The following is a 21,406-nucleotide window of genomic DNA, read 5'->3' as shown; positions in this document are numbered from 1 at the left end:
TTTTCACATCGTTTTGGGGGGGCTCCCGACCTTTGGGGGGGGCCCCGATCCCCGGGGCTGTTCGCCCCCCCCCCCCGGTTCCGGCCGGGGCGGCGACGGAGCGATGAGAGCGAGGTGGATCGTGGCTCCGGGCAATGGGACTTCTGCCCACCGCCGTAGGTGTTTACCGTGCTCAACCGGGCCGGGGTCGACCGGATCATCACCTACGCGGCCCTGGGACTGGCCCGCCTGGGCGCCCAGCTTCTCCGGCTCGCTCATTGCGCGACGGGCGGTCGGAGCGAGGAAAGGACCGCTCTTATCGTTTCGGCGGCCCCGGTCATTTTGGCCGGGGCCGCCGCCGAATCGCAGGTTCCTGGAAGGGGCGGGCCCGCGTGCTTGTATGCGGGCCCGCCCGGGTGGTCGTCGGGTCTTGGTCCCGCGCAGGTGGTCGTCGCGGGCCGGGGTGGGGTCAGCCGCGTTGGAGGAGGCGGGTGGCGCCGGTGACGACGGTGGAGGCGAGGAGCCAGCCGACCACGACCAGGCCGGCGGAGATCCACTGGGAGGCCTCGCCGGGGTTCCAGGCGCCCTGGTTGAGGTCGACGATGGGCAGCAGCCGGTCGAGGGTGTAGAGCACCGGGTTCCAGTGCGGCTTCTCGTCGGCCTTGAGCGGGAGCAGCGGGTGGGTGGCGAACCAGATGCTGCCGAGGGCCCAGGCGAGCAGGAGCCAGAGGCCGGCGCGGCCGGGGCGGTAGCCGTAACCGACGGTGACGTCCTGGACCAGGCCCCAGCCCCGGGCGGGCAGCGGCAGGGTCTCCCGGCGGCGGCGCTGCTTGGCGTAGAGCACTTCGCGGGCGTCGTCGTCGGCGCCGTCGCGGCGCAGTGCCGCGGCGAGCTGCTCGTAGGACTCCGGCTGGAACTCGACCGTCGAGCCCTCCAACCAGGCGATCCGCTGCTGGACGGTGAACTGTCCGACCGGGCGGAGGTTCTCGTAGACGAAGCCGGTCAGCCGCAGGTGCTTGCCGAGCGGCCAGGCGTCCGGGGTGTCGACCAGGTTGCCGACCCGGGCGCGGGAGAGGGAGACGGTGCCGGTGGGCCGGATCTTGCAGGTGAACCGGAGTTCGGGGGTGTGGATGCGGCGCAGCGAGAGCTCGTCGTCGCCCTCCAGGTGGAACTCTCCGGAGATCAGGCAGGCGGCGTCGAAGCGGGCGTCCGAGAGCCGCACCTGGCCGTAGGCGCGGAACGGGGTGCTGGGCGCGTCGGGCGGGGGGCTCTGGCCGTAGCCGGAGCCGTAGTAGCTGCGGGAGCCGAACCAGCCGCCGTCGGCCGAGCTGGTCAGGTAGAGGGTGTGGCCGACGTTGAGCCGGACGGCGTTGAGGCAGACCCGGTTCTGCGGGTCGGCGTGCAGCTGGGCGCCGCGGAGCGAGAAGCGGCCGCCTATTCGGGCCGTGCGGATGCTCAACTCGCCTCGGGTCTCCAGGCGTTCGGCCTCGAAGTCCTGGTGGACGGTGATCCCGTCGGCGGACACCGCGCGGCCGTAGCGGTCGCCGCCGATGACGGCCAGGTTGAGCAGCAGGTCGGTGCCGATCTTGGCGTCGGTGAGCCGGATGCCGTCGGGGATCCGGCAGCGGGCCAGGTGGACGTCGCCGGTGGTGGCGAGCCTGGAGGCCTCCAGCCGGGGGATCAGGCAGTCGACCATCCGCAGGGTGGTGGCCGAGGCCTCCGAGATGAGGATCTTGTGCTCGAAGCGGCAGCCGCGCAGTTCGACGTACCGGTCGATGTGGCCGCCGGCCAGGTTGAGCGCGCCGGTGACGTACACCCCGCTCATCCGCAGCGAGGCGACCCGCCCGGCGGTGGGCCGCGGGCCGGCCAGCAGGAGGTGGGCGAGGACCTCGGCGCTCACCGTGCGTTCGGGGCCCCAGACGGTGTCCCCGAAGGGGTCGTCGATGTCGGGTCGGCCACACCGGAGGTCGAAGACCTCGCCCTCGCGGAAGGCCTCCCAGAGCTTCCGCTCGGTGTCGGTCCAGCTCTCTGGGGCGCTTTCCGCCATGCTTTCCCCCGTCCCCCGGTCGTCTCGCCTTTCGTATCACGGACTGAAATGTGGGACCACCCGTTCCGGCCACTCCTTACACTGGGTGGCGTGATCTCTCGAATCGACCTCCGCGGCTCGCTGGACGACCCGCGTGACCTGCTGCCCCGTGCCGAGTTCGACGTGGCGGCCGCCCTGGAGAAGGTGCGGCCGATCGCCGAGGACGTACGCCATCGCGGGGTCGCGGCGCTGATCGAGATCACCGAGCGCTTCGACGGCGTCCGGCTGGAGTCCACCCGGGTGCCCGCCGAGCAGCTGGCCGAGGCCCTGGAGACGCTGGACCCGAAGGTGCGGGCCGCGCTGGAGGAGTCGATCCGCCGCGCCCGGGCCGTGCACGCCGACCAGCGCCGCACCGGGCACACCACCCAGGTGGTGCCGGGCGGCACGGTCACCCAGCGCTGGGTGCCGGTCGAGCGGGTCGGCCTGTACGTGCCGGGCGGGCTGGCGGTCTACCCGTCCTCCGTGGTGATGAACGTGGTGCCGGCCCAGGAGGCGGGCGTGAAGGGCATCGCGGTGACCTCGCCGCCGCAGAAGGAGTTCGAGGGCCGGGTGCACCCGACCATCCTGGCGGCCTGCGCGCTGCTCGGCGTGGAGGAGGTCTACTCCGTCGGCGGCGCCCAGGCGGTCGCGATGTTCGCCCTGGGCACCGAGGAGTGCGCCCCGGTCGACATGGTGACCGGCCCCGGCAACATCTACGTGGCCGCCGCCAAGCGGCTGTTCGCCGGCCGGATCGGCATCGACTCCGAGGCCGGCCCGACCGAGATCGCCGTCCTCGCCGACGACAGCGCGCTGCCGAGCGACGTCGCCGCGGACCTGATCAGCCAGGCCGAGCACGGCCCCACCTCCGGCTCGGTGCTGGTCACCGACTCCCCGGAGCTGGCCGACGCGGTCGAGGTCGAGCTGGTCGGCCAGGTCGGCCGGACCAAGCACAGCGAGCGGGTCGCCGAGGCGCTCGGCGGTCGGCAGTCCGGCATCATCCTGGTCGACGACCTGGAGCAGGGCCTCGCCGTGGTCAACGCCTACGCGGCCGAGCACCTGGAGATCCAGACCCGCGACCCGCACGCCGTGGCGGCCGAGGTCGTCAACGCCGGCGCGATCTTCATCGGCCGGTGGACCCCGGTCTCGCTGGGCGACTACGCGGCCGGCTCCAACCACGTGCTGCCGACCGGCGGCTGCGCCTGCCACTCCTCCGGACTGTCGGTGCAGACCTTCCTGCGCGGCGTCCAGGTCGTCGAGTACGACCGGGAGGCGCTGGCGGACGTCGCCGCGCACGTGGTCAACCTGGCGAACGCCGAAGACCTGCCCGGTCACGGTGACGCCGTCAAGGCTCGGTTCGATTGGACGGTTCCCGGCGCGTGACGAACATCGACGACCTGCCCATCCGGGACGAGCTGCGCGGCCAGTCCCCGTACGGCGCACCGCAGTTGGACGTCCCCGTCCAGCTGAACACCAACGAGAACCCGTACCGGCTGCCGGACGAGCTGGTGGCCCGGATCGCCGAGCGCGTCGCCGAGGCCGCCCGCAACCTCAACCGCTACCCCGACCGGGACGCGGTCGAGCTGCGCGAGGGCCTGGCCGGGTACCTGACCCGTACCACCGGCTTCCCGGTCGCACGCGAGCAGGTGTGGGCCGCCAACGGCTCCAACGAGGTGCTCCAGCAGCTGCTGCAGACCTTCGGCGGCCCCGGCCGCACCGCGCTCGGCTTCGAGCCCTCCTACTCGATGCACGCGCTGATCTCCCGGGGCACCGGCACCGCCTGGATCTCCGGCCCGCGGGGCGACGACTTCACCATCGACGTGGACGCCGCGCTCGACGCGATCGCCGAGCACCGGCCGAACGTGGTGTTCATCTGCTCGCCGAACAACCCGACCGGGACGGCCGTCGGAGCCGAGACGGTCCTGCGGCTGTACGAGGCCGCGCAGGCCGCCCGGCCCAGTCTGGTGGTCGTGGACGAGGCGTACGTCGAGTTCTCGCACCGCGCCTCGCTGCTACCGCTGATCGAGGGCCGCCCCAACCTGGTGGTCAGCCGCACCATGTCCAAGGCCTTCGGTGCCGCCGGACTGCGCCTCGGCTACCTGGCCGCCGACGCGGCCGTGGTCGACGCCGTCCAGCTGGTCCGCCTGCCGTACCACCTGTCCGCCGTCACCCAGGCCACCGCGCTGGCCTGCCTGGAGCACACCGACACCCTGCTCGGGTACGTCGGCCGGCTCAAGGAGGAGCGCGACCGCCTGGTGGACGCGCTGCGCGCGATGGGCCTGGAGGTGACCGACTCGGACGCCAACTTCGTCCAGTTCGGCCGCTTCGCCGACACCCACGCCGTGTGGCAGGCCATCCTCGACCGGGGTGTCCTGGTCCGTGACAACGGCGTCCCCGGGTGGCTGCGCGTCACCGCCGGCACGCCCGCCGAGAACGACGCCTTCCTGGACGCCGTCCGTAGAGTGATCAAGGAGCTGTAACCCCCCATGTCCCGCATCGGACGCGTCGAGCGCACCACCAAGGAGACCTCCGTCCTGGTCGAGATAGACCTCGACGGCACCGGCAAGACCGACATCTCCACCGGCGTCGGCTTCTACGACCACATGCTCGACCAGCTCGGCCGGCACGGTCTGTTCGACCTCACCGTCAAGACCGACGGCGACCTGCACATCGACACCCACCACACCATCGAGGACACCGCCCTCGCGCTCGGCGCCGCCTTCAAGCAGGCGCTCGGCGACAAGGTCGGCATCTACCGCTTCGGCAACTGCACGGTGCCGCTGGACGAGTCGCTCGCCCAGGTCACCGTCGACCTCTCCGGCCGGCCCTACCTGGTGCACACCGAGCCCGAGGGCATGGCGCCGATGATCGGCAGCTACGACACCACGATGACCCGGCACATCCTGGAGTCCTTCGTGGCCCAGGCGCAGATCGCGCTGCACGTGCACGTCCCGTACGGGCGCAACGCGCACCACATCGTGGAGTGCCAGTTCAAGGCGCTGGCCCGGGCGCTGCGCTACGCCGCCGAGCGCGACCGGCGCGCGGCCGGCATCCTCCCCTCGACCAAGGGTGCGCTGTGAACAAGACCGCGACGATCCTGCTGTTCGTCGGCCTCTTCCTGGCCGGCGGGGTGATCTCCTTCTGGAAGCAGAAGCTGCCGAAGGGCGTCATCCTGGTGCTGGCGATCGGTTCCGTGATGTGCCTGGGCTCCGGCCTCATGCGCCTGTGACACCCGTAGCAGAGAGACTGGACACCTGAACATGGGCAAGAACGTCGTCGTCCTCGACTACGGCTCCGGCAACCTCCGCTCCGCGCAGCGCGCCCTGGAGCGGACCGGGGCGAACGTCACGGTCAGCTCCGACTACGACACCGCGATGGCCGCGGACGGCCTGCTCGTCCCCGGCGTGGGCGCCTTCGAGGCGTGCATGCGCGGCCTCAAGTCCGTCCGCGGCGAGTGGATCATCGGCCGCCGGCTCGCCGGGGGCCGCCCGGTCATGGGCATCTGCGTCGGCATGCAGATCCTCTTCGAGAAGGGTGTCGAGCACGGCGTGGAGACGGCCGGCTGCGACGAGTGGCCCGGTACCGTCGAGCCGCTGGAGGCCCCGGTCGTCCCGCACATGGGCTGGAACACCGTGGACGTGCCCGAGGGCAGCCGGATGTTCGCGGGCCTCGACCCGGAGACCCGCTTCTACTTCGTGCACTCCTACGGCGTGCGGCACTGGGAGCTGGAGACCCACAGCGCGCGGATCAACCCGCCGCTGGTCACCTGGGCCACCCACGGGCAGCCGTTCGTCGCCGCGATCGAGAACGGCCCGCTCTGGGCCACCCAGTTCCACCCCGAGAAGTCCGGCGACGCCGGCGCCGCCCTGCTGACCAACTGGGTCAACACCCTCTGACCATCTGAGAGTTGTTACTGATGAGCCTTGAGCTGCTGCCCGCCGTCGACGTCCGCGACGGCCAGGCCGTCCGTCTGGTCAAGGGCGCCTCCGGCACCGAGACCTCCTTCGGCGAGCCGCTGGCCGCCGCCCTCGCCTGGCAGAACGCCGGCGCCGAGTGGCTCCACCTGGTCGACCTCGACGCCGCCTTCGGCACCGGCACCAACTACGAGCTGCTGCGCGAGGTCACCGGCCAGCTGGACATCAAGGTCGAGCTGTCCGGCGGCATCCGCGACGACGAGTCGCTCGCCCGCGCCCTCGCCACCGGCTGCACCCGGGTCAACCTCGGCACCGCCGCCCTGGAGGCCCCCGAGTGGGTCGCCAAGGCCATCGCCGAGCACGGCGACAAGATCGCCGTCGGCCTGGACGTCGTCGGCACCACCCTGCGCGGCCGCGGCTGGACCCGCGACGGCGGCCAGCTCTTCGACGTCCTGCAGCGGCTGAACGAGGAGGGCTGCGCCCGCTACGTCGTCACCGACGTCAACCGCGACGGCACCCTCACCGGCCCCAACCTCCAGCTGCTGCGCGACGTCTGCGCCGCCACCGACCGTCCCGTCGTCGCCTCCGGCGGCGTCTCCTCCCTCGACGACCTGCGCGCCATCGCCGGTCTCGTCGGGCTGGGTGTCGAGGGCGCCATCGTGGGCAAGGCACTCTACGAGCAGAAGTTCACCCTCGAAGAGGCCCTGGAGGCGGTTTCCGGATGACCGAAGGTCGGATCGTACGCGGCCGGGTGACGGGCTTCTCCCCCTGGGAGGAGGAGTTCGGCTACTCCCGGGCGGTCGCCGCGGGCGACCACGTGCATGTGGCCGGGTCCACCGCCTGGGTGGACGGCCGGATCGAGCACGAGGGCGACCCGTACCGCCAGACCCTCGCCGCGTTCGGCGTCGGGCTCTCGGCCCTGGCCGCGTACGGTCTGACCGCGGACGACGTCGTCCGTACCCGGATGTACATCACCCACGCCCGTGACGCCGAGGAGGTGGGCCGCGCCCACCGCCGACTCTTCGACGCCGCACGCCCGGTGGCCACCATGGTGGTGGTCGACGGGCTGATCGACTCCCGGATGATGGTCGAGGTCGAACTCGACGCGTACCGCGCCGGGCTGGCAATGACCCTGGAAGCCCTGGAAGGCAAGCAGCCGTGACCCTCGCCGTACGTGTCATCCCCTGCCTGGACGTGGACGCCGGGCGGGTGGTCAAGGGCGTCAACTTCCAGAACCTGCGCGACGCCGGCGACCCGGTCGAGATGGCCAAGCTCTACGACGCCGAAGGTGCCGACGAGCTGACCTTCCTCGACATCACCGCGTCCTCCGGCGACCGCGAGACCACCTATGACGTGGTCCGCCGCACCGCCGAGCAGGTGTTCATCCCGCTCACCGTCGGCGGCGGCATCCGCGCCGTCGAGGACGTGAACCAGCTGCTGCGGGCCGGCGCCGACAAGGTCGGGGTCAACACCGCGGCCATCGCCCGGCCCGAACTGGTCCGCGAGATCGCCCAGCGCTTCGGCCGGCAGGTGCTGGTGCTCTCGGTGGACGCCCGGCGCTGCGGCGAGGGCGTGGAGACCGCCTCGGGCTACGAGGTCACCACCCACGGCGGGCGCCGGGGCACCGGCCTCGACGCCGTCGAATGGGCGGGCCGCGCGGCCGAGTTGGGTGCGGGTGAGATCCTGCTCAACTCGATGGACGCCGACGGCACCAAGGACGGCTACGACCTGGAGATGATCCGGGCCGTGCGCAAGGCCGTCTCCGTACCGGTGATCGCCTCCGGCGGGGCCGGCAAGCTCGCCGACTTCGCGCCGGCCGTCGAGGCGGGCGCGGACGCCGTCCTCGCGGCCAGCGTCTTCCACTTCGGGGACCTGCGGATCGGCGAGGTCAAGAACGCGCTGCGGGAGGCCGGGCACCCGGTGCGGTGACCCGTCCTGTCGTGCGTGAGGGCCCGTCGCCGGTGCGCGACGGGCCCTCACGCGTGCTCAGGACTCGCGCGGTTCGCCCTTGATCAGGGCGAACGGGGCGCCGTTCGGGTCCGCCAGCCAGGCGATCCGGCCGACGTTCTCCACGTCCGCGGCGGGCATCAGCACGGTGCCGCCGGCCGCCGTCGCCTTGACGATCAGCGCGTCCACGTCGTTGGCGGCGAAGTACGGCGTCCAGGCGGAGGGCTGGTCCGGCTGCATCGTCGGGGCGATGCCGCCGAAGCTCGTCTGCTGCTGGTCGCCCTCGGCGGCGGAGATCACCCGGTAGCTCATCCCCGGGGACGGCTCGAAGTTCTCCACCCGCCAGCCGAACAGGCGCTGGTAGAAGGAGAAGCCGCCGTCCTGGTCCTTGGTGTGCAGCTCGGACCAGACCAGCGTGTTGTCCTCGGACACGGCGTCCAGACCGACCGTGTTCCCGGCCTGCCAGAGCGCGAACTCGGCGCCCTGCGGATCGGTCAGCGCGGCGAACCGGCCCTCCTGCATGACGTCCGTCGGCGGGACCCGGACGGCGGCACCGGCCTGCCGGGCCGCCTCGGCGGTGGCGTCCACGTCGGCGACGCGGAAGTACGTCGTCCAGGCGGACCGCGCGCCCGCGTCGAGGTTGCCGATCGCGCCGACGGTCCTGCCGTTCAGCTGGAGGAAGCCGTAGCCGCCCGTCTCGGGAACCTCCTGGAACGTCCAGCCGAAGACCTTGCCGTAGAACGCGGCGGTGGCGGGGATGTCCGGGCTGCCGAGGTCGATCCAACAGGGCGAGCCGATGGGGAATTCGGTGGTGAGCATGGGGTGGCGCCCTTCGCGGAGAGTGATCGGGCCGGCCGGGTCGGACTCCGGCCACCTGCGAGTTTGCACCCGGGCGCTGACATCCGCAGCCGGGCGGGGCGGGGGAGGCCCCGGCCGTCAGCCGTTCGGGCGGCGGGGGCCGCGGATGCCGACGAGGACGGTGACCAGCCCGGCGAGCGAGAGGCCGGCCGCGGTGAGGAAGGCGGCCCGGTAGCCGGTCAGGGTGTCGCTGCCGGCCGTGGTGGCGACCGTGGACAGGACCGCGAGGCCGAGCCCGCCGCCGATCTGCAGCGCGGTGTTGAACATGGCGCCGGCCAGGGCCTGTTCGTCGCTCCCGGCGCCGGACAGGGCGGTGATGTTCGCCGCCACGAAGGTCTGCGAGAGCCCCACGATGAGGACGAGCAGGAGCGGCAGGACCGCGGTCCAGTAGTTCGCCCCGGGGCCCACCAGCGAGAACAGGGCGAGGCCGATCGTGTAGCAGGACAGGCCGAGGAGCATCAGACGGCGCGCACCGACCCGCGGGACCAGGCGTCCGGCGGCCAGCGGCAGCAGTGTGCCGCCGACGGCGAGCGGCAGGAAGGCCACACCGGTGCCGAGCGGGCTGAAGCCGAGGACGTCCTGCAGCAGGAGGGCGGCGAAGTAGTTCACGCCGACCCAGCCCGCGTACATGAACACGGCCACCGCCAGGGCGGCGGCGAGGCCGGGCCGCCGCCAGGTCGCCGGGGGGACGAGCGGGTCGGGCGTGCGCCGCTGGCGGACGAGGAAGCCGCCCAGGCAGCCGACCGCGACCGCCGCGACCGCCCAGCCGGGGCCGTCGGCGGCGTGCCCGCCGAGCCGGCTCAGGGCGAAGGAGAGCCCCAGCAGCCCGGTGGTCACCAGGGCGGCACCGGGCAGGTCGAGCCGTCCGCCGGCGAGATCCGCCGGGTCGTCGGCGGGGATCAGCGCCAGCACGCCCACCACGAGCGCGGCCACGACCAGGACGTTCATGGCGAACATCGCCCGCCACCCGATCGACCCCGCCAGCGCCCCGCCGGCCACCAGCCCGAAGGCCAGGCCCACGCCGCCCATCGCGCCGAACGCCCCCAGCGCCCGCGACCGGCCCGGTTCGTCCCGCCACAGGGCGCCGATCAGTCCGAGCGCGGCCGAGACCGTCACCGCCGCCCCGGCGCCCTGGAACGCCCGGGCGGCCACGGCCAACGGCAGGGAGTCGGAGGCCCACACCACGGCGGAGGCGGCGGCGAACACCGCCATCCCGACCAGCAGGGCACGCCGCCGCCCGTACAGGTCGGCGGCCCGCCCGGCCACCAGCAGGAAGCCGGCGAACATCAGGGAGTAGGCCGACACCACCCAGGAGAGCCGCTCGGGGGAAGCGCTCCAGTCCCGGGCCATCCCGGGCAGCGCCATGTTGACGGACGAGAGATTCATGATGTCGAGGGCCTGGGCGGTGCACAGGATGGCCAGTACCGCTCCGGAGTTCCGCGCCTCCGTCGTCCGGCGGGGCGGGGCTGGTGCAGGTCGTGTTGTCGTCACGCGCCAAGTCTCTTGAGTACGGGGGCGAGCGGGGAAGTATGCACAATTAAGTGCCATACTCTCCAAATGGATAGTGTCCCGTCCTCCCCGACTGCCGGCACCACCGCGACGGCGCAGCTGGAACAGGGCTGTACCACCCGTCGGGTCTTCGACCTGGTCGCGGACAAGTGGATGCTGTCGATCCTCTGCGTCCTGTCCGAGGGGACGGTCCGCTACAACGCGCTGCAGCGGGCGGTGGTCGGCATCACCCCCAAGGTCCTCACCCACCACCTCCGCTCCCTGGAGGCCGACGGCCTGGTGACCCGAACCGTCCACCCGGTCATCCCGCCGCACGTCGACTACGACCTCACCGATCTCGGGCGATCCCTCCGCCAGGCGCTCCAACCCCTCCTGGCCTGGGGCGAGTCGCACCTCGACGAGGTCGAGCGGGCCCGGAGCGGCCGTCAGCGGTGACCGGGCGACGGCTCGGAATGTCGGTTGCCACCGCCGCCACCCGCCGCGTAGCCTGCCGGGCAACGCGTCGACGGAGACGAGTAGCCAGGGATCACGCGAGCAGAGAGAACCGCCGGAAGCTGGGAAGGCGGTCTCGTGCCCCGAGGTGAAGACCCTCCTGAGCGCGGGGAGGAACGACCCCGAGCCCGGTGGTCCAATGCCCCGCCGGCCGGCCCCCGTCACCGGGCCCGAACGAGGCCGCTGCTCCGGTGGCGGCGAAAGTGCGGTGGTACCGCGAGTCACCCTTCTCGCCCGCACTCCCAAGGGATCATGACGATGTCCTTCGGAGGACCTCAATGATCCACAGCCGCGTACACGTCTCCGACCTGCGAGAACACCTCGGCCGTACCGTCTCCGTCTGCGGCTGGGTGCACACCCTGCGCCTGCAGCGCGCGATGCAGTTCGTCATCGTGCGGGACGGCACCGGGCTGGTGCAGGTGACCCACCGACGGGACGGCGGGCCGCTGGAGGCCCGGCTCGAAGCCCTCACCCCCGAGTCCGCCGTGCGGATCACCGGCCGCGTCGTCGAGGCGGCGCAGGTCAAGCTCGGTGGCCTGGAGCTCGTCCCCGAGGCGGTCGAGGTCCTGAACCCGGCCGCCACTCCGCTGCCGATCGACGACCGCACCGGCCCGGAGCAGCGGCTGGACTGGCGCTTCCTGGACGTGCGCCGCCGTCCCGCCGCACAGCTGCTCTTCGCCGTCCAGACCACCCTGGAACAGGGCCTGCGCGCGTACGCCCACGGGCAGGGCGCCACCGAGATGCACACCCCCAAGCTGATGGGCACCGCCTCGGAGTCCGGCGCGGAGGTCTTCGAGCTCGGTTACTTCGGCCGCAGCGCCTACCTGGCGCAGTCGCCGCAGTTCTTCAAGCAGATGGCGATCGCGGCCGGCATCGACAAGGTCTTCGAGATCGGTCCCGTCTTCCGCGCCGAACCGTCCTTCACCTCCCGGCACGCCACCGAATTCACCGGCGTGGACGTGGAGTTGGCCTGGATCGACGGCGTCGAGGAGGTGATGGAGTTCGAGGAGCGGATGCTCGCCCACGCCATCGCCGAGGTCGCGGACCGGCACGGGGAGGCGATCGCCGAGCACTTCGGCGTCGAGGTCACCGTGCCCACGACGCCCTTCCCCCGGATCACCATGGCCGAGGCGCAGGAGATCCTCCGCGAGGGCGGCTGGGACCGGGAGGGCGTCAAGGAGGACCTGGACCCGGAGGGGGAGCGGGCGATCGCGGCCCACCTCAAGGAGGCCACCGGGCACGAGTTCGCCTTCGTCACCCACTACCCGGTCGGCATCCGGCCGTTCTACCACCGCCGGCCCGCCGACGACCCCGGCGTGACCCTGAGCTTCGACCTGCTCTGGAAGGGCCTGGAGATCACCACCGGCGCCCAGCGCGAGCACCGGTACGACGTGCTGCTGGAGCAGGCCGCGCAGCAGGGCCTGACCCCGGAGCCCATGCGGGACTACCTGAACGCCTTCCGCTACGGCTGCCCGCCGCACGGAGGCTTCGGCATGGGCCTCGGCCGGGTCCTGATGGTCCTGCTCGGCCTGCCCTCGATCCGCGAGGCCACGTTCCTCTTCCGCGGCCCCAACCGGCTCACGCCGTAAGGAACGTGACCGATCCACGGGCTCCCCGCCCGCCGCGCGGGAAGTCGGCCCGGCCGACTTCCCGCACAGCGGGGTGCCGGCTCCTTACGGCAGCGGCAGGACGTGGCGGAGGGCCTCGACCGCGTCCTGGGGGCCGTCGACGGTGAGGGTGGTGCGGGCGCCGCGGCCGTAGACGAAGAGGACGAGGTCGCCGGGGTCGCCGGTGAGGCGGACGACGGGGGCGCCGGCGGGGCCGACCGTGAGGGACTCGCCGTCGGGGCGGGTCAGGGTGAGGCGGACGGGGGAGCGGCGGCCGGCCTCGAAGCGGGCGATCATCGGGAGGCGGCGCCACAGGGCCGCGGCGCGACCCGGCGGGACGGGCTGGGCGGTCCACCCCTCGCCGGCCCGGGCGACGTCCTCGGCGTGGACGAAGTACTCGATGGTGTTGGCCGCTTCGTCGGCGCCGGGCAGGGCGAAGAGGGAGTGGACGGGCGGGCCGGCGCGGAAGAGTCGGACCAAGTCCTCGTAGGGGCGTGACGCGTAGTCGTCCTGGATGCGCTTCGTCCGGCCGGCCAGGGCGGCGACCCGGATGCCGGCCGCGGCGTCGGGGCGGCGCTCGCGGATCACCAGGTGGGCCGCGAGGTCCCGGGTGGTCCACCCGGCGCACAGGGTCGGTGCGTCCGGCCCTGCGGCGGTGAGGAGTTCGGCGAGGCGGTGGCGTTCGGCGAGGGCGTGGTTCGACATGGTGGCAAGCCTAGGGTCTGTCCCCGGTCTCCCGTCCGCGGGGCGAAGACGGGCCCTACGGGTGCAGTTGGCCGGTGAGTTTGGGGCTGCCCTGCTTGCTGCCGGAGGTGAGGGTGCAGGTGTAGTCGCGCCAGCCGTCCTTGTAGTTGGCCAGGGCGGGGCCGAACTGGCGGGGGTAGTAGGTCCGGCCGGGGGGTTGGTGGGATTCGGCGGTGGTCTCGGCGGTCTTGCAGCCGTCGCGCATGGCGAGGGCGAGGGGGATCTCGCCGGTGAGGCCGTCGGGGAGCTGGAGGTCGGCGATGACCTCGCCGTCGTGGTCGCCGGTGCAGGGGCGGGGCTCGGCCTTGGTGATCACCGGACTGAGCTGGGGGTGGTCGAAGCAGGTGCCGACCGGGAAGTAGGCGTACGGGGGTTGCGGCTTGGTGGGGGTGGGAGTCGGTGTCGGGGTGGGCGTCGGCGTGGGGGTCGGGGTGGCCGAGGGCGGGGGCGGGGCCGCGGCGGGCTTCGGGGCGTCCTCGGGCCAGAGCAGCACGGTGGCCACCACCGCGAGCAGCACGGCCAGGACGGCGGCGACGGTGATCACCAGGCTCCGGGGCGGACGGGGGGCGGCGGCTCGGGGCGGCTGCTGCTCGGAGGTCATGGCCCGAGGATGGCCCACCGGGGCCGCGCCCGGCAGGCGGTTGGCGGAAGTGGCCCCGAACGGGACGCCCGCGAACGGTTCGCCGCCCGGAGGGGCTGACACAATGGCCCCATGTCCACCACACCCGCCGCCCCCGGCTCCACCGCCCTGGACCCCGCGATCGCCGCCCGCCTCAAGCGCACCGAGGACGGCCTGGTCCCGGCCGTCGCGCAGCAGTACGACACCGGCGAGGTGCTGATGCTGGGCTGGATGGACGACGAGGCGCTGCACCGCACGCTGACCACCGGCCGCTGCACCTACTGGAGCCGCAGCCGCAGCGAGTACTGGGTGAAGGGGGACACCTCCGGTCACGTACAGGTCGTCAAGTCGGTGGCGCTGGACTGCGACGGCGACACCCTGCTGGTGAAGGTCGACCAGACCGGTGCGGCCTGCCACACCGGCGACCGGACCTGCTTCGACGCCGACGTGCTCCCGCTCTCCTGACCACAGCCGACCCCAGAACCCAGAAGGTGCCGCCCCGCATGGACCTCGAAGCCTTCCGCAAGCTCGCCGTCGACACCCGGGTCATCCCCGTCACCCGCAGGCTCCTCGCGGACGGCCTCACCCCGATCGGCCTGTACCGCAGCCTCGCCGAGGAGCGCCCGGGCACCTTCCTGCTGGAGTCCGCTGAGCAGGGCAGCTGGTCGCGCTACTCCTTCGTGGGGGTGCGCAGTGCCGCCGCGCTGACCGCCGACGCGGACGGCAACGCCCGCTGGCTGGGCACCCCGCCGGTCGGCATCCCGACCGCCGGGGACCCGCTGGAGGTGCTGCGGGCCGCCCTGGAGGCGCTGCACACCCCGCGGCGCGCCGACGACGGCCTGCCGCCGCTGACCGGCGGCCTGGTCGGCTACCTCGGGTACGACGTCGTCCGCCGGCTGGAGAAGCTGCCGGACCTGAACCCGGACGACCTCGAGCTGCCCGAGCTGACCATGCTGCTGGCCACCGACCTCGCGGTGCTCGACCACTCCGACGGCACGGTGCTGCTGATCGCCAACGCCGTCAACCACAACGACCTGGCGAGCGGAGTGGACGAGGCGTACGCGGACGCGGTGGCGCGCCTGGACGCGATGGAGGCCGGCCTGCTGAAGCCGGTCGACCCGGGCCTGGCGACCTTCACCCCGGCCGGCCCGGGCGAGGTGCACTCGCCGTTCGGCGGGGCGCCGTACCGGGCCGCGGTGGAGGAGATCAAGGAGCGGATCCGGGCCGGCGAGGCCTTCCAGGTGGTGCCCTCTCAGCGCTTCGAGGCGCCCTGCCCGGCCTCCGCGCTGGACGTCTACCGGGTGCTGCGCACCACCAACCCGAGCCCGTACATGTACCTGTTCCGCTTCCCCGGCCCGGACGGCGGTGCCGAGGGCGGCTTCGACGTGGTCGGCTCCAGCCCGGAGGCGCTGGTCAAGGTCACCGAGGGGGAGGCGATGCTGCACCCGATCGCCGGCACCCGGCACCGCGGCGCGACCCCGCACGAGGACGCGGCGCTGGCCGCCGAGCTGCTGGCCGACCCCAAGGAGCGGGCCGAGCACCTGATGCTGGTCGACCTGGGCCGCAACGACCTGGGACGGGTCTGCGAGCCGGGCAGCGTCGAGGTGGTCGACTTCATGCAGATCGAGCGCTACAGCCACGTGATGCACATCGTCTCGACGGTGACCGGCAGGGTCGCCCCCGGGCGGAGCGCCTTCGACGTGCTGACCGCCTGCTTCCCGGCGGGCACCCTGTCCGGCGCGCCCAAGCCGCGGGCGATGCGGATCATCGAGGAGCTGGAGCCCACCCGCCGCGGCCTGTACGGCGGCTGCGTCGGCTACCTGGACTTCGCCGGGGACTCGGACACCGCCATCGCGATCCGCACCGCGGTGCTGCGCGACGGCACCGCGTACGTGCAGGCGGGCGCGGGCGTGGTCGCCGACTCGGACCCGCACGGCGAGGACACCGAGTGCCGCAACAAGGCGGCCGCCGTGCTGCGGGCCGTCGCCACCGCCAATACGCTGCGGAGGCCGGAACTGTCCTGAGGCGTGAGGAGGCGGCCGGGATGCCCGAGGTGCCGTACGACGAGCTGCGCTGGGAGGTCGTGTTCGGCGCCGCTGTGCAGCTCGGGCGTGAACTCGGAGGCCGGGGACGGGTGTTGTCCCGCGTCCTGCTGGACTTCCCGGCCGCGCACGGTCCGCTCGCCCCGGACCTGGCGGTGGTCGCCGGCGGCGCCGCCCACAACGCCCGGGGCCGGTACGCGGCCGCCGACGTCGAGGCGGTGCTGGAGGTCACGCACCCGGGCCGCGACCACGCCTGGGCGCGGGCCTGCGCGGAGAGCGGCGTGCCGCTGTACGTGGTGGTCGACCCGGCGGCCGCCGCCTGCACCGTGCACACCGCGCCCGCCCCCGGCGGGGTCTACCGGGAGGCCGAGCGGGTGCCCTTCGGCAACGACCTGTTCCTGTCGCTGGGCGGGCGCACGGTGGTGCTGCGGACGGACGAGTTCCCCACCCCGGGTACGGCGCAGGGCGTGGCCCGGGGGATAGTGGACGGGTGACCGCTGCAGACCAGACCCCCGCCCCCGCCGCCCCCGCCCCGTCCGCGGGCGGTCGCCGCATGCTCGGCGTGATGCTGCTGCTGACCGTGCTGAGTGCCGTGCTGGTGCTGACCGCGGCCGGGCGGATCTGGGCCGAGGGCCGGGCCGGCACCCTGGACGTGTCCGTCACCGGCGGCAAGATCTCCGAACTGCCCGGCGGGCTGGCACTGGTGGGCCTGGCCGCGGCCGTCGCGGTGTTCGCGGTGCGCGGCGCGGGCCGGCTCGCGGTCGGCGCGCTGACCCTGCTGGCCGGGCTGGGCGCGGCCGCCGCCTCGGTGGCAGGGGCCTCGGACACCGCCGCCCTGGACACCGCCGCCTCCGGCAAGCTGGCGCTGGCCGGCTCGGCCGCCACCGAGGTGTCGCACACCGGCTGGCCCTGGGTCGCCCTGGCCGGCGGGCTGCTGCTGGCCGTGGCCGGCCTGATCACCCTGCGCCACGGCCGCCGCTGGCCGGCCATGGGCAGCCGCTACGAGGCGCCGACCCGCAAGGCCCCGGCGAAGGCCGACACCCCCGGGGACCTGTGGAAGGCCCTGGACCGCGGCGAGGACCCGACGGCGGTCTAGAGCGCGACGTGGGGCGACGCGCCGGTGTGACGCGATAGACGGGCCACCCGCTTTGGGGGGCCGGTGTGTGGCCCGGCACAATGGGATCCGTCAACCCGCCGGCGGCCCCGCAGGCCCGGCCGGGCCCCGAGAGCCTAGGAGCACCATCGATGTCAGCAGCAGCACACGGCCACAACCCCGCCGCCTGGACCGGCGTCGTCATCTCCTTCGTCGGCTTCGCCATCGCGGGCGTCGCGATGATCCTGCCGTCGCCGCTGCTCGTCTGGGCCGGTCTGGCGGTCGTCCTGGTGGGCGGCATCGTCGGCAAGGCCATGTCGATGGCCGGCATGGGCAAGCAACCCAGCGCCAACGTCTACAAGTCGGTCACCGAGCAGACCGCGGCGCGCAAGGCGGCCCTGGAGGCCCGCGAGGCCGTCGCCGCCTGACCAGCGGATATTCGCACAACCGAACGGCGGGCGCGCCACGCCCGCCGTTTCGTTCTGTCCGGGCCGGGCGCGGGCACAATCGGGGCGTGAACGCCGCCCCCACCGCCTCCGCCCCGCCGACCGTGCTGCGCCGGATGGGCCCGCCGCTGGCCGCGCTGGCGGCGGCGGCCGTTCCCGCCGGGTACGTCGCGGCGGTGGACCCGAACGCCCCCGGGCACTACCCCGACTGCCCCTTCCTGGCCGCCACCGGCTGGTGGTGCCCCGGCTGCGGGGGCCTGCGCTGCGTCCACGCGCTGGCCCACGGGGACTTCACCGGCGCGCTGCACGACAACGCGGTGGCCGTCCTGCTGCTGGCGGTGCTGGCGGTGCTCTGGCTGCGCTGGGCCTGGGCCGCGCTGACCGGCGGGCCGCCGGTCCGGGTCTCGGTGGGCGGTCGGCGGTGGGCGCTGATCGGGCTGCTGGTGCTGGTGTTCGAGGTGGTGCGGAACCTGCCGGTGGGGGCGGGGCTGGCGCCGCTGGTGATCTGAACCGGGGCCGGTGCGGCGGTTCAAGGCCGGGAGCGGGGCGGTTCCGGTCGGGGGCAGAGCGGTTCAGGCCGGTGGAGACCGGGTGAAGGCGCAGCTGAGAGCCGCCGGAGGGAGCGTCCCGCTCCGCGAGACGCGCGCCGGACCGATGCGCTGCGCGCCCCCCGGTGCCGATACCATCGAAGGGCCGACGGGCCCCCGCCCGTCCGGCTCGCGCTGGCGAACCAGCAGAAATGATGGGGGCTCCTGAGTGAGTGTGCTCGACTCGATCATCGAAGGGGTCCGCGAGGACCTCGCCGAGCGGCAGGCCCGGGTCTCCCTGGACGAGCTCAAGGCACTCGCGGCCAAGGCCCCGGAGGCCAAGGACGGCGTCGCCGCCCTCAAGGGCGACGGGATCCGGGTGATCTGCGAGGTCAAGCGCTCCAGCCCGTCCAAGGGCGCGCTCGCCTCGATCGCCGACCCGGCGGCCCTGGCCCGCGACTACGCGGCCGGCGGTGCCGCCGCGATCAGCGTGCTGACCGAGCAGCGCCGCTTCGGCGGGTCGCTCGCCGACCTGGACGCCGTCCGCGCCGCGGTGGACACCCCGCTGCTGCGCAAGGACTTCATCGTCACCGCCTACCAGCTGTGGGAGGCCCGCGCGCACGGCGCCGACCTCGCGCTGCTGATCGTCGCCGCCCTCGACCAGCCGGCCCTGGTGTCGCTGATCGAGCGCGCCGAGTCGATCGGTCTCACGCCGCTGGTCGAGGTGCACGACGAGGAGGAGATCAAGCGCGCGGTGGACGCCGGGGCGCGGATCATCGGCGTCAACGCCCGCAACCTGAAGACCCTCGAAGTGGACCGCAACACCTTCGAGAACGTCGCCCACGCCATCCCGGACGGCATCGTCAAGATCGCCGAGTCCGGTGTGCGCGGTCCGCTGGACGTGATCAACTACGCCAACCTCGGCGCCGACGCGGTGCTGGTCGGCGAGTCGCTGGTGACCGGCAAGGACCCGCGGGCCGCCGTCGCCGACCTGGTCGCGGCCGGGGCCCACCCCGCCGTCCGGCACAAGGACTGACACCGCCCGGATGAAGATCGCCACCCGACTCGCCCCCGGCTGCCGCCCACGCGGCTGCCGCGCTCCCGCACGCCGGGTGCTGGGGCGTCGGGTGCGGTATGTGATCGGGTGCGAGCCGGGTCAGGTGCCGGGACGGCGATGGCGCATGACGCGCGGCTGAACCAGCCGATCAGACGTCATTGCCATCCATCTCCGTCAAGGGAAACCACATGTCCGAGAAGGACTACCTGCCCGGCGCCCAGGTGCCGGACGCCCGCGGCTACTTCGGCGCGTACGGCGGCCGCTTCATCCCCGAGGCACTGGTCGCCGCGGTCGAGCAGGTCGCCGAGGAGTACGAGAAGGCCAAGGCCGACCCGGCCTTCACCGCCGAGCTCGACGGGCTGCTCAAGGACTACACCGGGCGCCCGAGCCCGCTGACCGACGTGCACCGCTTCTCCGCCGAGGCGGGCGGGGCGAGGATCCTGCTCAAGCGCGAGGACCTCAACCACACCGGCTCGCACAAGATCAACAACGTGCTGGGCCAGGCCCTGCTCACCAGGCGGATGGGCAAGACCCGGATCATCGCCGAGACCGGCGCCGGCCAGCACGGGGTGGCCACCGCCACCGCCTGCGCCCTGTTCGGCTTCGACTGCACCATCTACATGGGCGAGGTCGACACCGAGCGCCAGGCGCTCAACGTCGCCCGGATGCGGATGCTCGGGGCCGAGGTCGTCGCGGTGAAGTCCGGGTCGCGCACGCTCAAGGACGCCATCAACGAGGCGTTCCGGGACTGGGTCGCCAACGTCGACTCCACCCACTACCTGTTCGGGACGGTCGCCGGGCCGCACCCCTTCCCGATGATGGTCCGGGACTTCCACCGGGTCATCGGGGTCGAGGCGCGGCAGCAGGTGCTCGACCGGACCGGGCGGCTGCCGGACGCGGTGGTCGCGTGCGTCGGCGGCGGGTCCAACGCGATGGGGATCTTCCACGAGTTCATCCCGGACGCCGACGTGCGGCTGATCGGCTGCGAGGCGGCGGGGGAGGGCGCGGAGACGCCCCGGCACGCGGCCACCCTCACGAAGGGGGATCCGGGCGTACTGCACGGGTCGCGGACGTACGTCCTCCAGGACGAGGACGGGCAGACCATCGAGTCGCACTCCATCTCGGCGGGGCTGGACTACCCGGGGGTCGGGCCGGAGCACGCGTGGCTGAAGGACACCGGGCGGGCGGAGTACCGGCCGGTCACCGATGACGCGGCGATGCAGGCGCTGCGGCTGCTGTCCCGTACCGAGGGCATCATCCCGGCCATCGAGAGCGCCCACGCGCTCGCCGGGGCGCTGGAGTTGGGGCGCGAGCTCGGGCCGGAGGCGACCATCCTGGTCTCGCTCTCCGGGCGTGGGGACAAGGACATGCACACGGCGGCGCAGTACTTCGGGTTGTACGACTCGCCGGGCGGCTCCGGTGGCGCGGGCGGCTCCGGCAGTGCGGGCGGTGCGGGCGGCTCCGGCGGTGCGGGCGGCTCGGACGGTGCGGCCGGCGGCGCTGTCGAGGGGGGTAAGTGATCATGGCTTCGAAGCTGAGTGGTGTGCTGGCGGGTGCCAAGGCCGAGGGCCGGGCTGCGCTGATCGGGTACCTGCCGGCGGGATTCCCCACGGTCGACGGCGGGATCCGGGCGGTCAACGCGCTGATCGAGGGCGGGTGTGACGTCGTCGAGATCGGGCTGCCGCACTCCGACCCGGTCCTGGACGGGGCCGTGATCCAGACCGCGGACGACATCGCCCTGCGGGGCGGGGTGCGGATCAAGGACGTGCTGCGGACCGTCCGGGAAGTGGCTGCCGCCCACCCGGAGACGGCGGTGCTGGTGATGACCTACTGGAACCCGGTCGACCGGTACGGGGTGGCGCGGTTCGCGGCCGACCTGGCGGCGGCGGGCGGGGCGGGGTGCATCCTGCCGGACCTGCCGGTGGAGGAGTCCGAGGAGTGGCGCAAGGCGGCGGACGAGCACGGGCTCGACACCGTGTTCGTGGTCGCGCCCAGCAGCAAGGACGCGCGGCTGGCGGAGGTCACGGCGGCGGGGAGCGGGTTCGTCTACGCGGCTGCCGTCATGGGGGTGACCGGGACGCGGTCGGCGGTGGGGTCGCTGGCGGAGGACCTCGTCGCCCGGACCCGGGCCACCACTGACCTGCCGGTCTGTGTCGGGCTCGGGGTCTCCGACGCGGAGCAGGCGGCGGAGGTCGCTCGGTTCGCGGACGGGGTGATCGTGGGGTCCGCGTTCGTGAAGCGGATCCTCGAGGCCGGGGAGGCCGGGGAAGCCGGGGAGGCCGGGCAGGACGAGGTGGCGGGGCTGGACGCGGTTCGTGCGCTGGCGGGGGAGCTGGCGGTGGGTGTGCGGAGGCGCTGACGTCCTGTTGTGTGGCTGACGGCCCGTTTTCCCTTGGGGGAGCGGGTCGTTGGTCTTTTGTGGGGTTCCGCTGCGCGGGGGCTTGGGTGTGGGGGTGGGCTTTCGGGAGGGTGGGTGGGTCCGGGGGCGGTTGCGGGGGTGGGGGCTCCGG

Annotated in this window: 25 protein-coding genes; 20 read left to right on the top strand and 5 right to left on the bottom strand. The window is 73.3% G+C overall.

Annotation, left to right across the window (positions count from 1 at the left end):
* Window positions 1–448: 448 nt before the first annotated feature.
* Window positions 449–2,026: an oxidoreductase gene (locus tag ABTY61_RS40545; protein WP_350510255.1), complete on the bottom strand. Its 1,578-nt coding sequence runs from the start codon at window positions 2,024–2,026 to the stop codon at window positions 449–451.
* Window positions 2,027–2,116: 90 nt separating this feature from the next.
* Here ABTY61_RS40545 and hisD point away from each other — a divergent pair, with 90 nt between their 5' ends.
* The 8 genes from hisD to hisF are packed head-to-tail and all read left to right on the top strand — an operon-like array spanning window position 2,117 to window position 7,884.
* The gene (gene hisD / locus ABTY61_RS40540; RefSeq protein WP_350510254.1) at window positions 2,117–3,424 is read left to right on the top strand and encodes a histidinol dehydrogenase; all 1,308 of its coding nucleotides are present in this window, start codon (window positions 2,117–2,119) and stop codon (window positions 3,422–3,424) included.
* Window positions 3,421–4,521, top strand: coding sequence for a histidinol-phosphate transaminase (locus ABTY61_RS40535; RefSeq protein ID WP_350510253.1), 1,101 nt, complete (start codon window positions 3,421–3,423; stop codon window positions 4,519–4,521). The genes hisD and ABTY61_RS40535 overlap by 4 nt, the downstream gene beginning before the upstream one ends.
* 6 nt (window positions 4,522–4,527) lie before the next feature.
* Entirely contained in the window at window positions 4,528–5,121 is a 594-nt protein-coding gene (gene hisB / locus ABTY61_RS40530; RefSeq protein ID WP_350510252.1) for an imidazoleglycerol-phosphate dehydratase HisB, read from the top strand.
* Window positions 5,118–5,270, top strand: a complete 153-nt coding sequence (locus ABTY61_RS40525) for a CG2302 family histidine operon protein (RefSeq protein WP_350510251.1) — start codon at window positions 5,118–5,120, stop codon at window positions 5,268–5,270. The genes hisB and ABTY61_RS40525 overlap by 4 nt, the downstream gene beginning before the upstream one ends.
* A gap of 31 nt (window positions 5,271–5,301) precedes the next feature.
* A complete protein-coding gene (gene hisH, locus ABTY61_RS40520; protein ID WP_350510250.1) occupies window positions 5,302–5,937 on the top strand; it encodes an imidazole glycerol phosphate synthase subunit HisH in 636 nt (211 codons plus the stop codon).
* Between the two features lie 17 nt (window positions 5,938–5,954).
* Entirely contained in the window at window positions 5,955–6,680 is a 726-nt protein-coding gene (gene priA, locus ABTY61_RS40515; RefSeq protein WP_350510257.1) for a bifunctional 1-(5-phosphoribosyl)-5-((5-phosphoribosylamino)methylideneamino)imidazole-4-carboxamide isomerase/phosphoribosylanthranilate isomerase PriA, read from the top strand.
* Entirely contained in the window at window positions 6,677–7,117 is a 441-nt protein-coding gene (locus tag ABTY61_RS40510) for a RidA family protein (protein WP_350510249.1), read from the top strand. Before priA ends, ABTY61_RS40510 begins: the two co-directional genes overlap by 4 nt.
* On the top strand, window positions 7,114–7,884 hold the full coding sequence (hisF, locus tag ABTY61_RS40505; RefSeq protein ID WP_350510248.1) for an imidazole glycerol phosphate synthase subunit HisF: 771 nt from the start codon (window positions 7,114–7,116) through the stop codon (window positions 7,882–7,884). Before ABTY61_RS40510 ends, hisF begins: the two co-directional genes overlap by 4 nt.
* 57 nt (window positions 7,885–7,941) lie before the next feature.
* Here the strand turns inward: hisF and ABTY61_RS40500 are convergent, their stop codons facing one another.
* Together ABTY61_RS40500 and ABTY61_RS40495 are read right to left on the bottom strand one after the other, a co-directional pair.
* Complete coding sequence (locus ABTY61_RS40500) at window positions 7,942–8,721, bottom strand: VOC family protein (RefSeq protein WP_350510247.1); 780 nt, start codon at window positions 8,719–8,721, stop codon at window positions 7,942–7,944.
* 117 nt (window positions 8,722–8,838) lie between these two features.
* On the bottom strand, window positions 8,839–10,308 hold the full coding sequence (locus ABTY61_RS40495) for an MFS transporter (protein ID WP_350510246.1): 1,470 nt from the start codon (window positions 10,306–10,308) through the stop codon (window positions 8,839–8,841).
* Between the two features lie 9 nt (window positions 10,309–10,317).
* Between ABTY61_RS40495 and ABTY61_RS40490 the strand changes: the two genes are divergently transcribed.
* On the top strand, window positions 10,318–10,704 hold the full coding sequence (locus ABTY61_RS40490; protein WP_350510245.1) for a winged helix-turn-helix transcriptional regulator: 387 nt from the start codon (window positions 10,318–10,320) through the stop codon (window positions 10,702–10,704).
* A gap of 335 nt (window positions 10,705–11,039) precedes the next feature.
* On the top strand, window positions 11,040–12,350 hold the full coding sequence (gene aspS, locus ABTY61_RS40485; protein ID WP_350510244.1) for an aspartate--tRNA(Asn) ligase: 1,311 nt from the start codon (window positions 11,040–11,042) through the stop codon (window positions 12,348–12,350).
* Between the two features lie 84 nt (window positions 12,351–12,434).
* On the opposite strand, the gene ABTY61_RS40480 is transcribed toward aspS, so the two are convergent.
* Together ABTY61_RS40480 and ABTY61_RS40475 are read right to left on the bottom strand one after the other, a co-directional pair.
* Window positions 12,435–13,073: a TIGR03085 family metal-binding protein gene (locus ABTY61_RS40480; RefSeq protein ID WP_350510243.1), complete on the bottom strand. Its 639-nt coding sequence runs from the start codon at window positions 13,071–13,073 to the stop codon at window positions 12,435–12,437.
* 55 nt (window positions 13,074–13,128) lie between these two features.
* The gene (locus ABTY61_RS40475; protein ID WP_350510242.1) at window positions 13,129–13,713 is read right to left on the bottom strand and encodes a hypothetical protein; all 585 of its coding nucleotides are present in this window, start codon (window positions 13,711–13,713) and stop codon (window positions 13,129–13,131) included.
* 111 nt (window positions 13,714–13,824) lie between these two features.
* On the opposite strand from ABTY61_RS40475, the gene hisI reads away from it, so the two are divergent.
* The 10 genes from hisI (at window position 13,825) to trpA (ending at window position 21,255) form a co-directional block, all read left to right on the top strand.
* Window positions 13,825–14,196 carry a phosphoribosyl-AMP cyclohydrolase gene (gene hisI / locus ABTY61_RS40470; RefSeq protein ID WP_350510241.1) on the top strand — a complete coding sequence of 124 codons (372 nt, stop codon included), beginning with the start codon at window positions 13,825–13,827 and terminating at the stop codon, window positions 14,194–14,196.
* A gap of 38 nt (window positions 14,197–14,234) precedes the next feature.
* Window positions 14,235–15,755, top strand: coding sequence for an anthranilate synthase component I (locus tag ABTY61_RS40465; protein ID WP_350510240.1), 1,521 nt, complete (start codon window positions 14,235–14,237; stop codon window positions 15,753–15,755).
* A gap of 20 nt (window positions 15,756–15,775) precedes the next feature.
* Window positions 15,776–16,267, top strand: coding sequence for a Uma2 family endonuclease (locus ABTY61_RS40460; RefSeq protein WP_350510239.1), 492 nt, complete (start codon window positions 15,776–15,778; stop codon window positions 16,265–16,267).
* A gap of 59 nt (window positions 16,268–16,326) precedes the next feature.
* Window positions 16,327–16,869: a TIGR02234 family membrane protein gene (locus ABTY61_RS40455; protein WP_350510256.1), complete on the top strand. Its 543-nt coding sequence runs from the start codon at window positions 16,327–16,329 to the stop codon at window positions 16,867–16,869.
* Between the two features lie 149 nt (window positions 16,870–17,018).
* The gene (locus ABTY61_RS40450; RefSeq protein ID WP_350510238.1) at window positions 17,019–17,294 is read left to right on the top strand and encodes an HGxxPAAW family protein; all 276 of its coding nucleotides are present in this window, start codon (window positions 17,019–17,021) and stop codon (window positions 17,292–17,294) included.
* A gap of 86 nt (window positions 17,295–17,380) precedes the next feature.
* A complete protein-coding gene (locus ABTY61_RS40445) occupies window positions 17,381–17,821 on the top strand; it encodes a DUF2752 domain-containing protein (RefSeq protein WP_350510237.1) in 441 nt (146 codons plus the stop codon).
* Between the two features lie 247 nt (window positions 17,822–18,068).
* Window positions 18,069–18,875 carry an indole-3-glycerol phosphate synthase TrpC gene (trpC, locus tag ABTY61_RS40440; RefSeq protein ID WP_350510236.1) on the top strand — a complete coding sequence of 269 codons (807 nt, stop codon included), beginning with the start codon at window positions 18,069–18,071 and terminating at the stop codon, window positions 18,873–18,875.
* A gap of 10 nt (window positions 18,876–18,885) precedes the next feature.
* Window positions 18,886–19,035, top strand: a complete 150-nt coding sequence (gene trpM, locus ABTY61_RS42120) for a tryptophan biosynthesis modulator TrpM (protein WP_497967583.1) — start codon at window positions 18,886–18,888, stop codon at window positions 19,033–19,035.
* Between the two features lie 49 nt (window positions 19,036–19,084).
* Window positions 19,085–20,416 (top strand): tryptophan synthase subunit beta, encoded by a 1,332-nt coding sequence (trpB, locus tag ABTY61_RS40435; RefSeq protein WP_350510235.1) that lies wholly within the window; start codon window positions 19,085–19,087, stop codon window positions 20,414–20,416.
* A 2-nt stretch (window positions 20,417–20,418) separates the two neighbouring features.
* A complete protein-coding gene (gene trpA, locus ABTY61_RS40430) occupies window positions 20,419–21,255 on the top strand; it encodes a tryptophan synthase subunit alpha (RefSeq protein WP_350510234.1) in 837 nt (278 codons plus the stop codon).
* Window positions 21,256–21,406 lie beyond the last annotated feature (151 nt).

This window comes from Kitasatospora sp. NPDC096128 (assembly GCF_040303105.1).
Taxonomy (GTDB): domain Bacteria; phylum Actinomycetota; class Actinomycetes; order Streptomycetales; family Streptomycetaceae; genus Kitasatospora.
Note: the sequence above shows the minus strand (reverse complement) of the source record. Positions and strands in the feature narration are given on the sequence as shown.

Bases quoted from the DNA above. Each gene is read 5' to 3' on its own strand.
- ABTY61_RS40545 (WP_350510255.1), bottom strand. From the start codon at position 2,026: ATGGCGGAAAGCGCCCCAGAGAGCTGGACCGACACCGAGCGGAAGCTC.
- hisB (WP_350510252.1), top strand. From the start codon at position 4,528: ATGTCCCGCATCGGACGCGTCGAGCGCACCACCAAGGAGACCTCCGTC.
- hisH (WP_350510250.1), top strand. From the start codon at position 5,302: ATGGGCAAGAACGTCGTCGTCCTCGACTACGGCTCCGGCAACCTCCGC.
- ABTY61_RS40510 (WP_350510249.1), top strand. From the start codon at position 6,677: ATGACCGAAGGTCGGATCGTACGCGGCCGGGTGACGGGCTTCTCCCCC.
- ABTY61_RS40500 (WP_350510247.1), bottom strand. From the start codon at position 8,721: ATGCTCACCACCGAATTCCCCATCGGCTCGCCCTGTTGGATCGACCTC.
- ABTY61_RS40495 (WP_350510246.1), bottom strand. From the start codon at position 10,308: ATGGCACTTAATTGTGCATACTTCCCCGCTCGCCCCCGTACTCAAGAG.
- ABTY61_RS40490 (WP_350510245.1), top strand. From the start codon at position 10,318: ATGGATAGTGTCCCGTCCTCCCCGACTGCCGGCACCACCGCGACGGCG.
- aspS (WP_350510244.1), top strand. From the start codon at position 11,040: ATGATCCACAGCCGCGTACACGTCTCCGACCTGCGAGAACACCTCGGC.
- ABTY61_RS40480 (WP_350510243.1), bottom strand. From the start codon at position 13,073: ATGTCGAACCACGCCCTCGCCGAACGCCACCGCCTCGCCGAACTCCTC.
- ABTY61_RS40475 (WP_350510242.1), bottom strand. From the start codon at position 13,713: ATGACCTCCGAGCAGCAGCCGCCCCGAGCCGCCGCCCCCCGTCCGCCC.
- hisI (WP_350510241.1), top strand. From the start codon at position 13,825: ATGTCCACCACACCCGCCGCCCCCGGCTCCACCGCCCTGGACCCCGCG.
- ABTY61_RS40465 (WP_350510240.1), top strand. From the start codon at position 14,235: ATGGACCTCGAAGCCTTCCGCAAGCTCGCCGTCGACACCCGGGTCATC.
- ABTY61_RS40460 (WP_350510239.1), top strand. From the start codon at position 15,776: ATGCCCGAGGTGCCGTACGACGAGCTGCGCTGGGAGGTCGTGTTCGGC.
- ABTY61_RS40455 (WP_350510256.1), top strand. From the start codon at position 16,327: ATGCTCGGCGTGATGCTGCTGCTGACCGTGCTGAGTGCCGTGCTGGTG.
- ABTY61_RS40450 (WP_350510238.1), top strand. From the start codon at position 17,019: ATGTCAGCAGCAGCACACGGCCACAACCCCGCCGCCTGGACCGGCGTC.
- trpM (WP_497967583.1), top strand. From the start codon at position 18,886: ATGAAGATCGCCACCCGACTCGCCCCCGGCTGCCGCCCACGCGGCTGC.
- trpB (WP_350510235.1), top strand. From the start codon at position 19,085: ATGTCCGAGAAGGACTACCTGCCCGGCGCCCAGGTGCCGGACGCCCGC.
- trpA (WP_350510234.1), top strand. From the start codon at position 20,419: ATGGCTTCGAAGCTGAGTGGTGTGCTGGCGGGTGCCAAGGCCGAGGGC.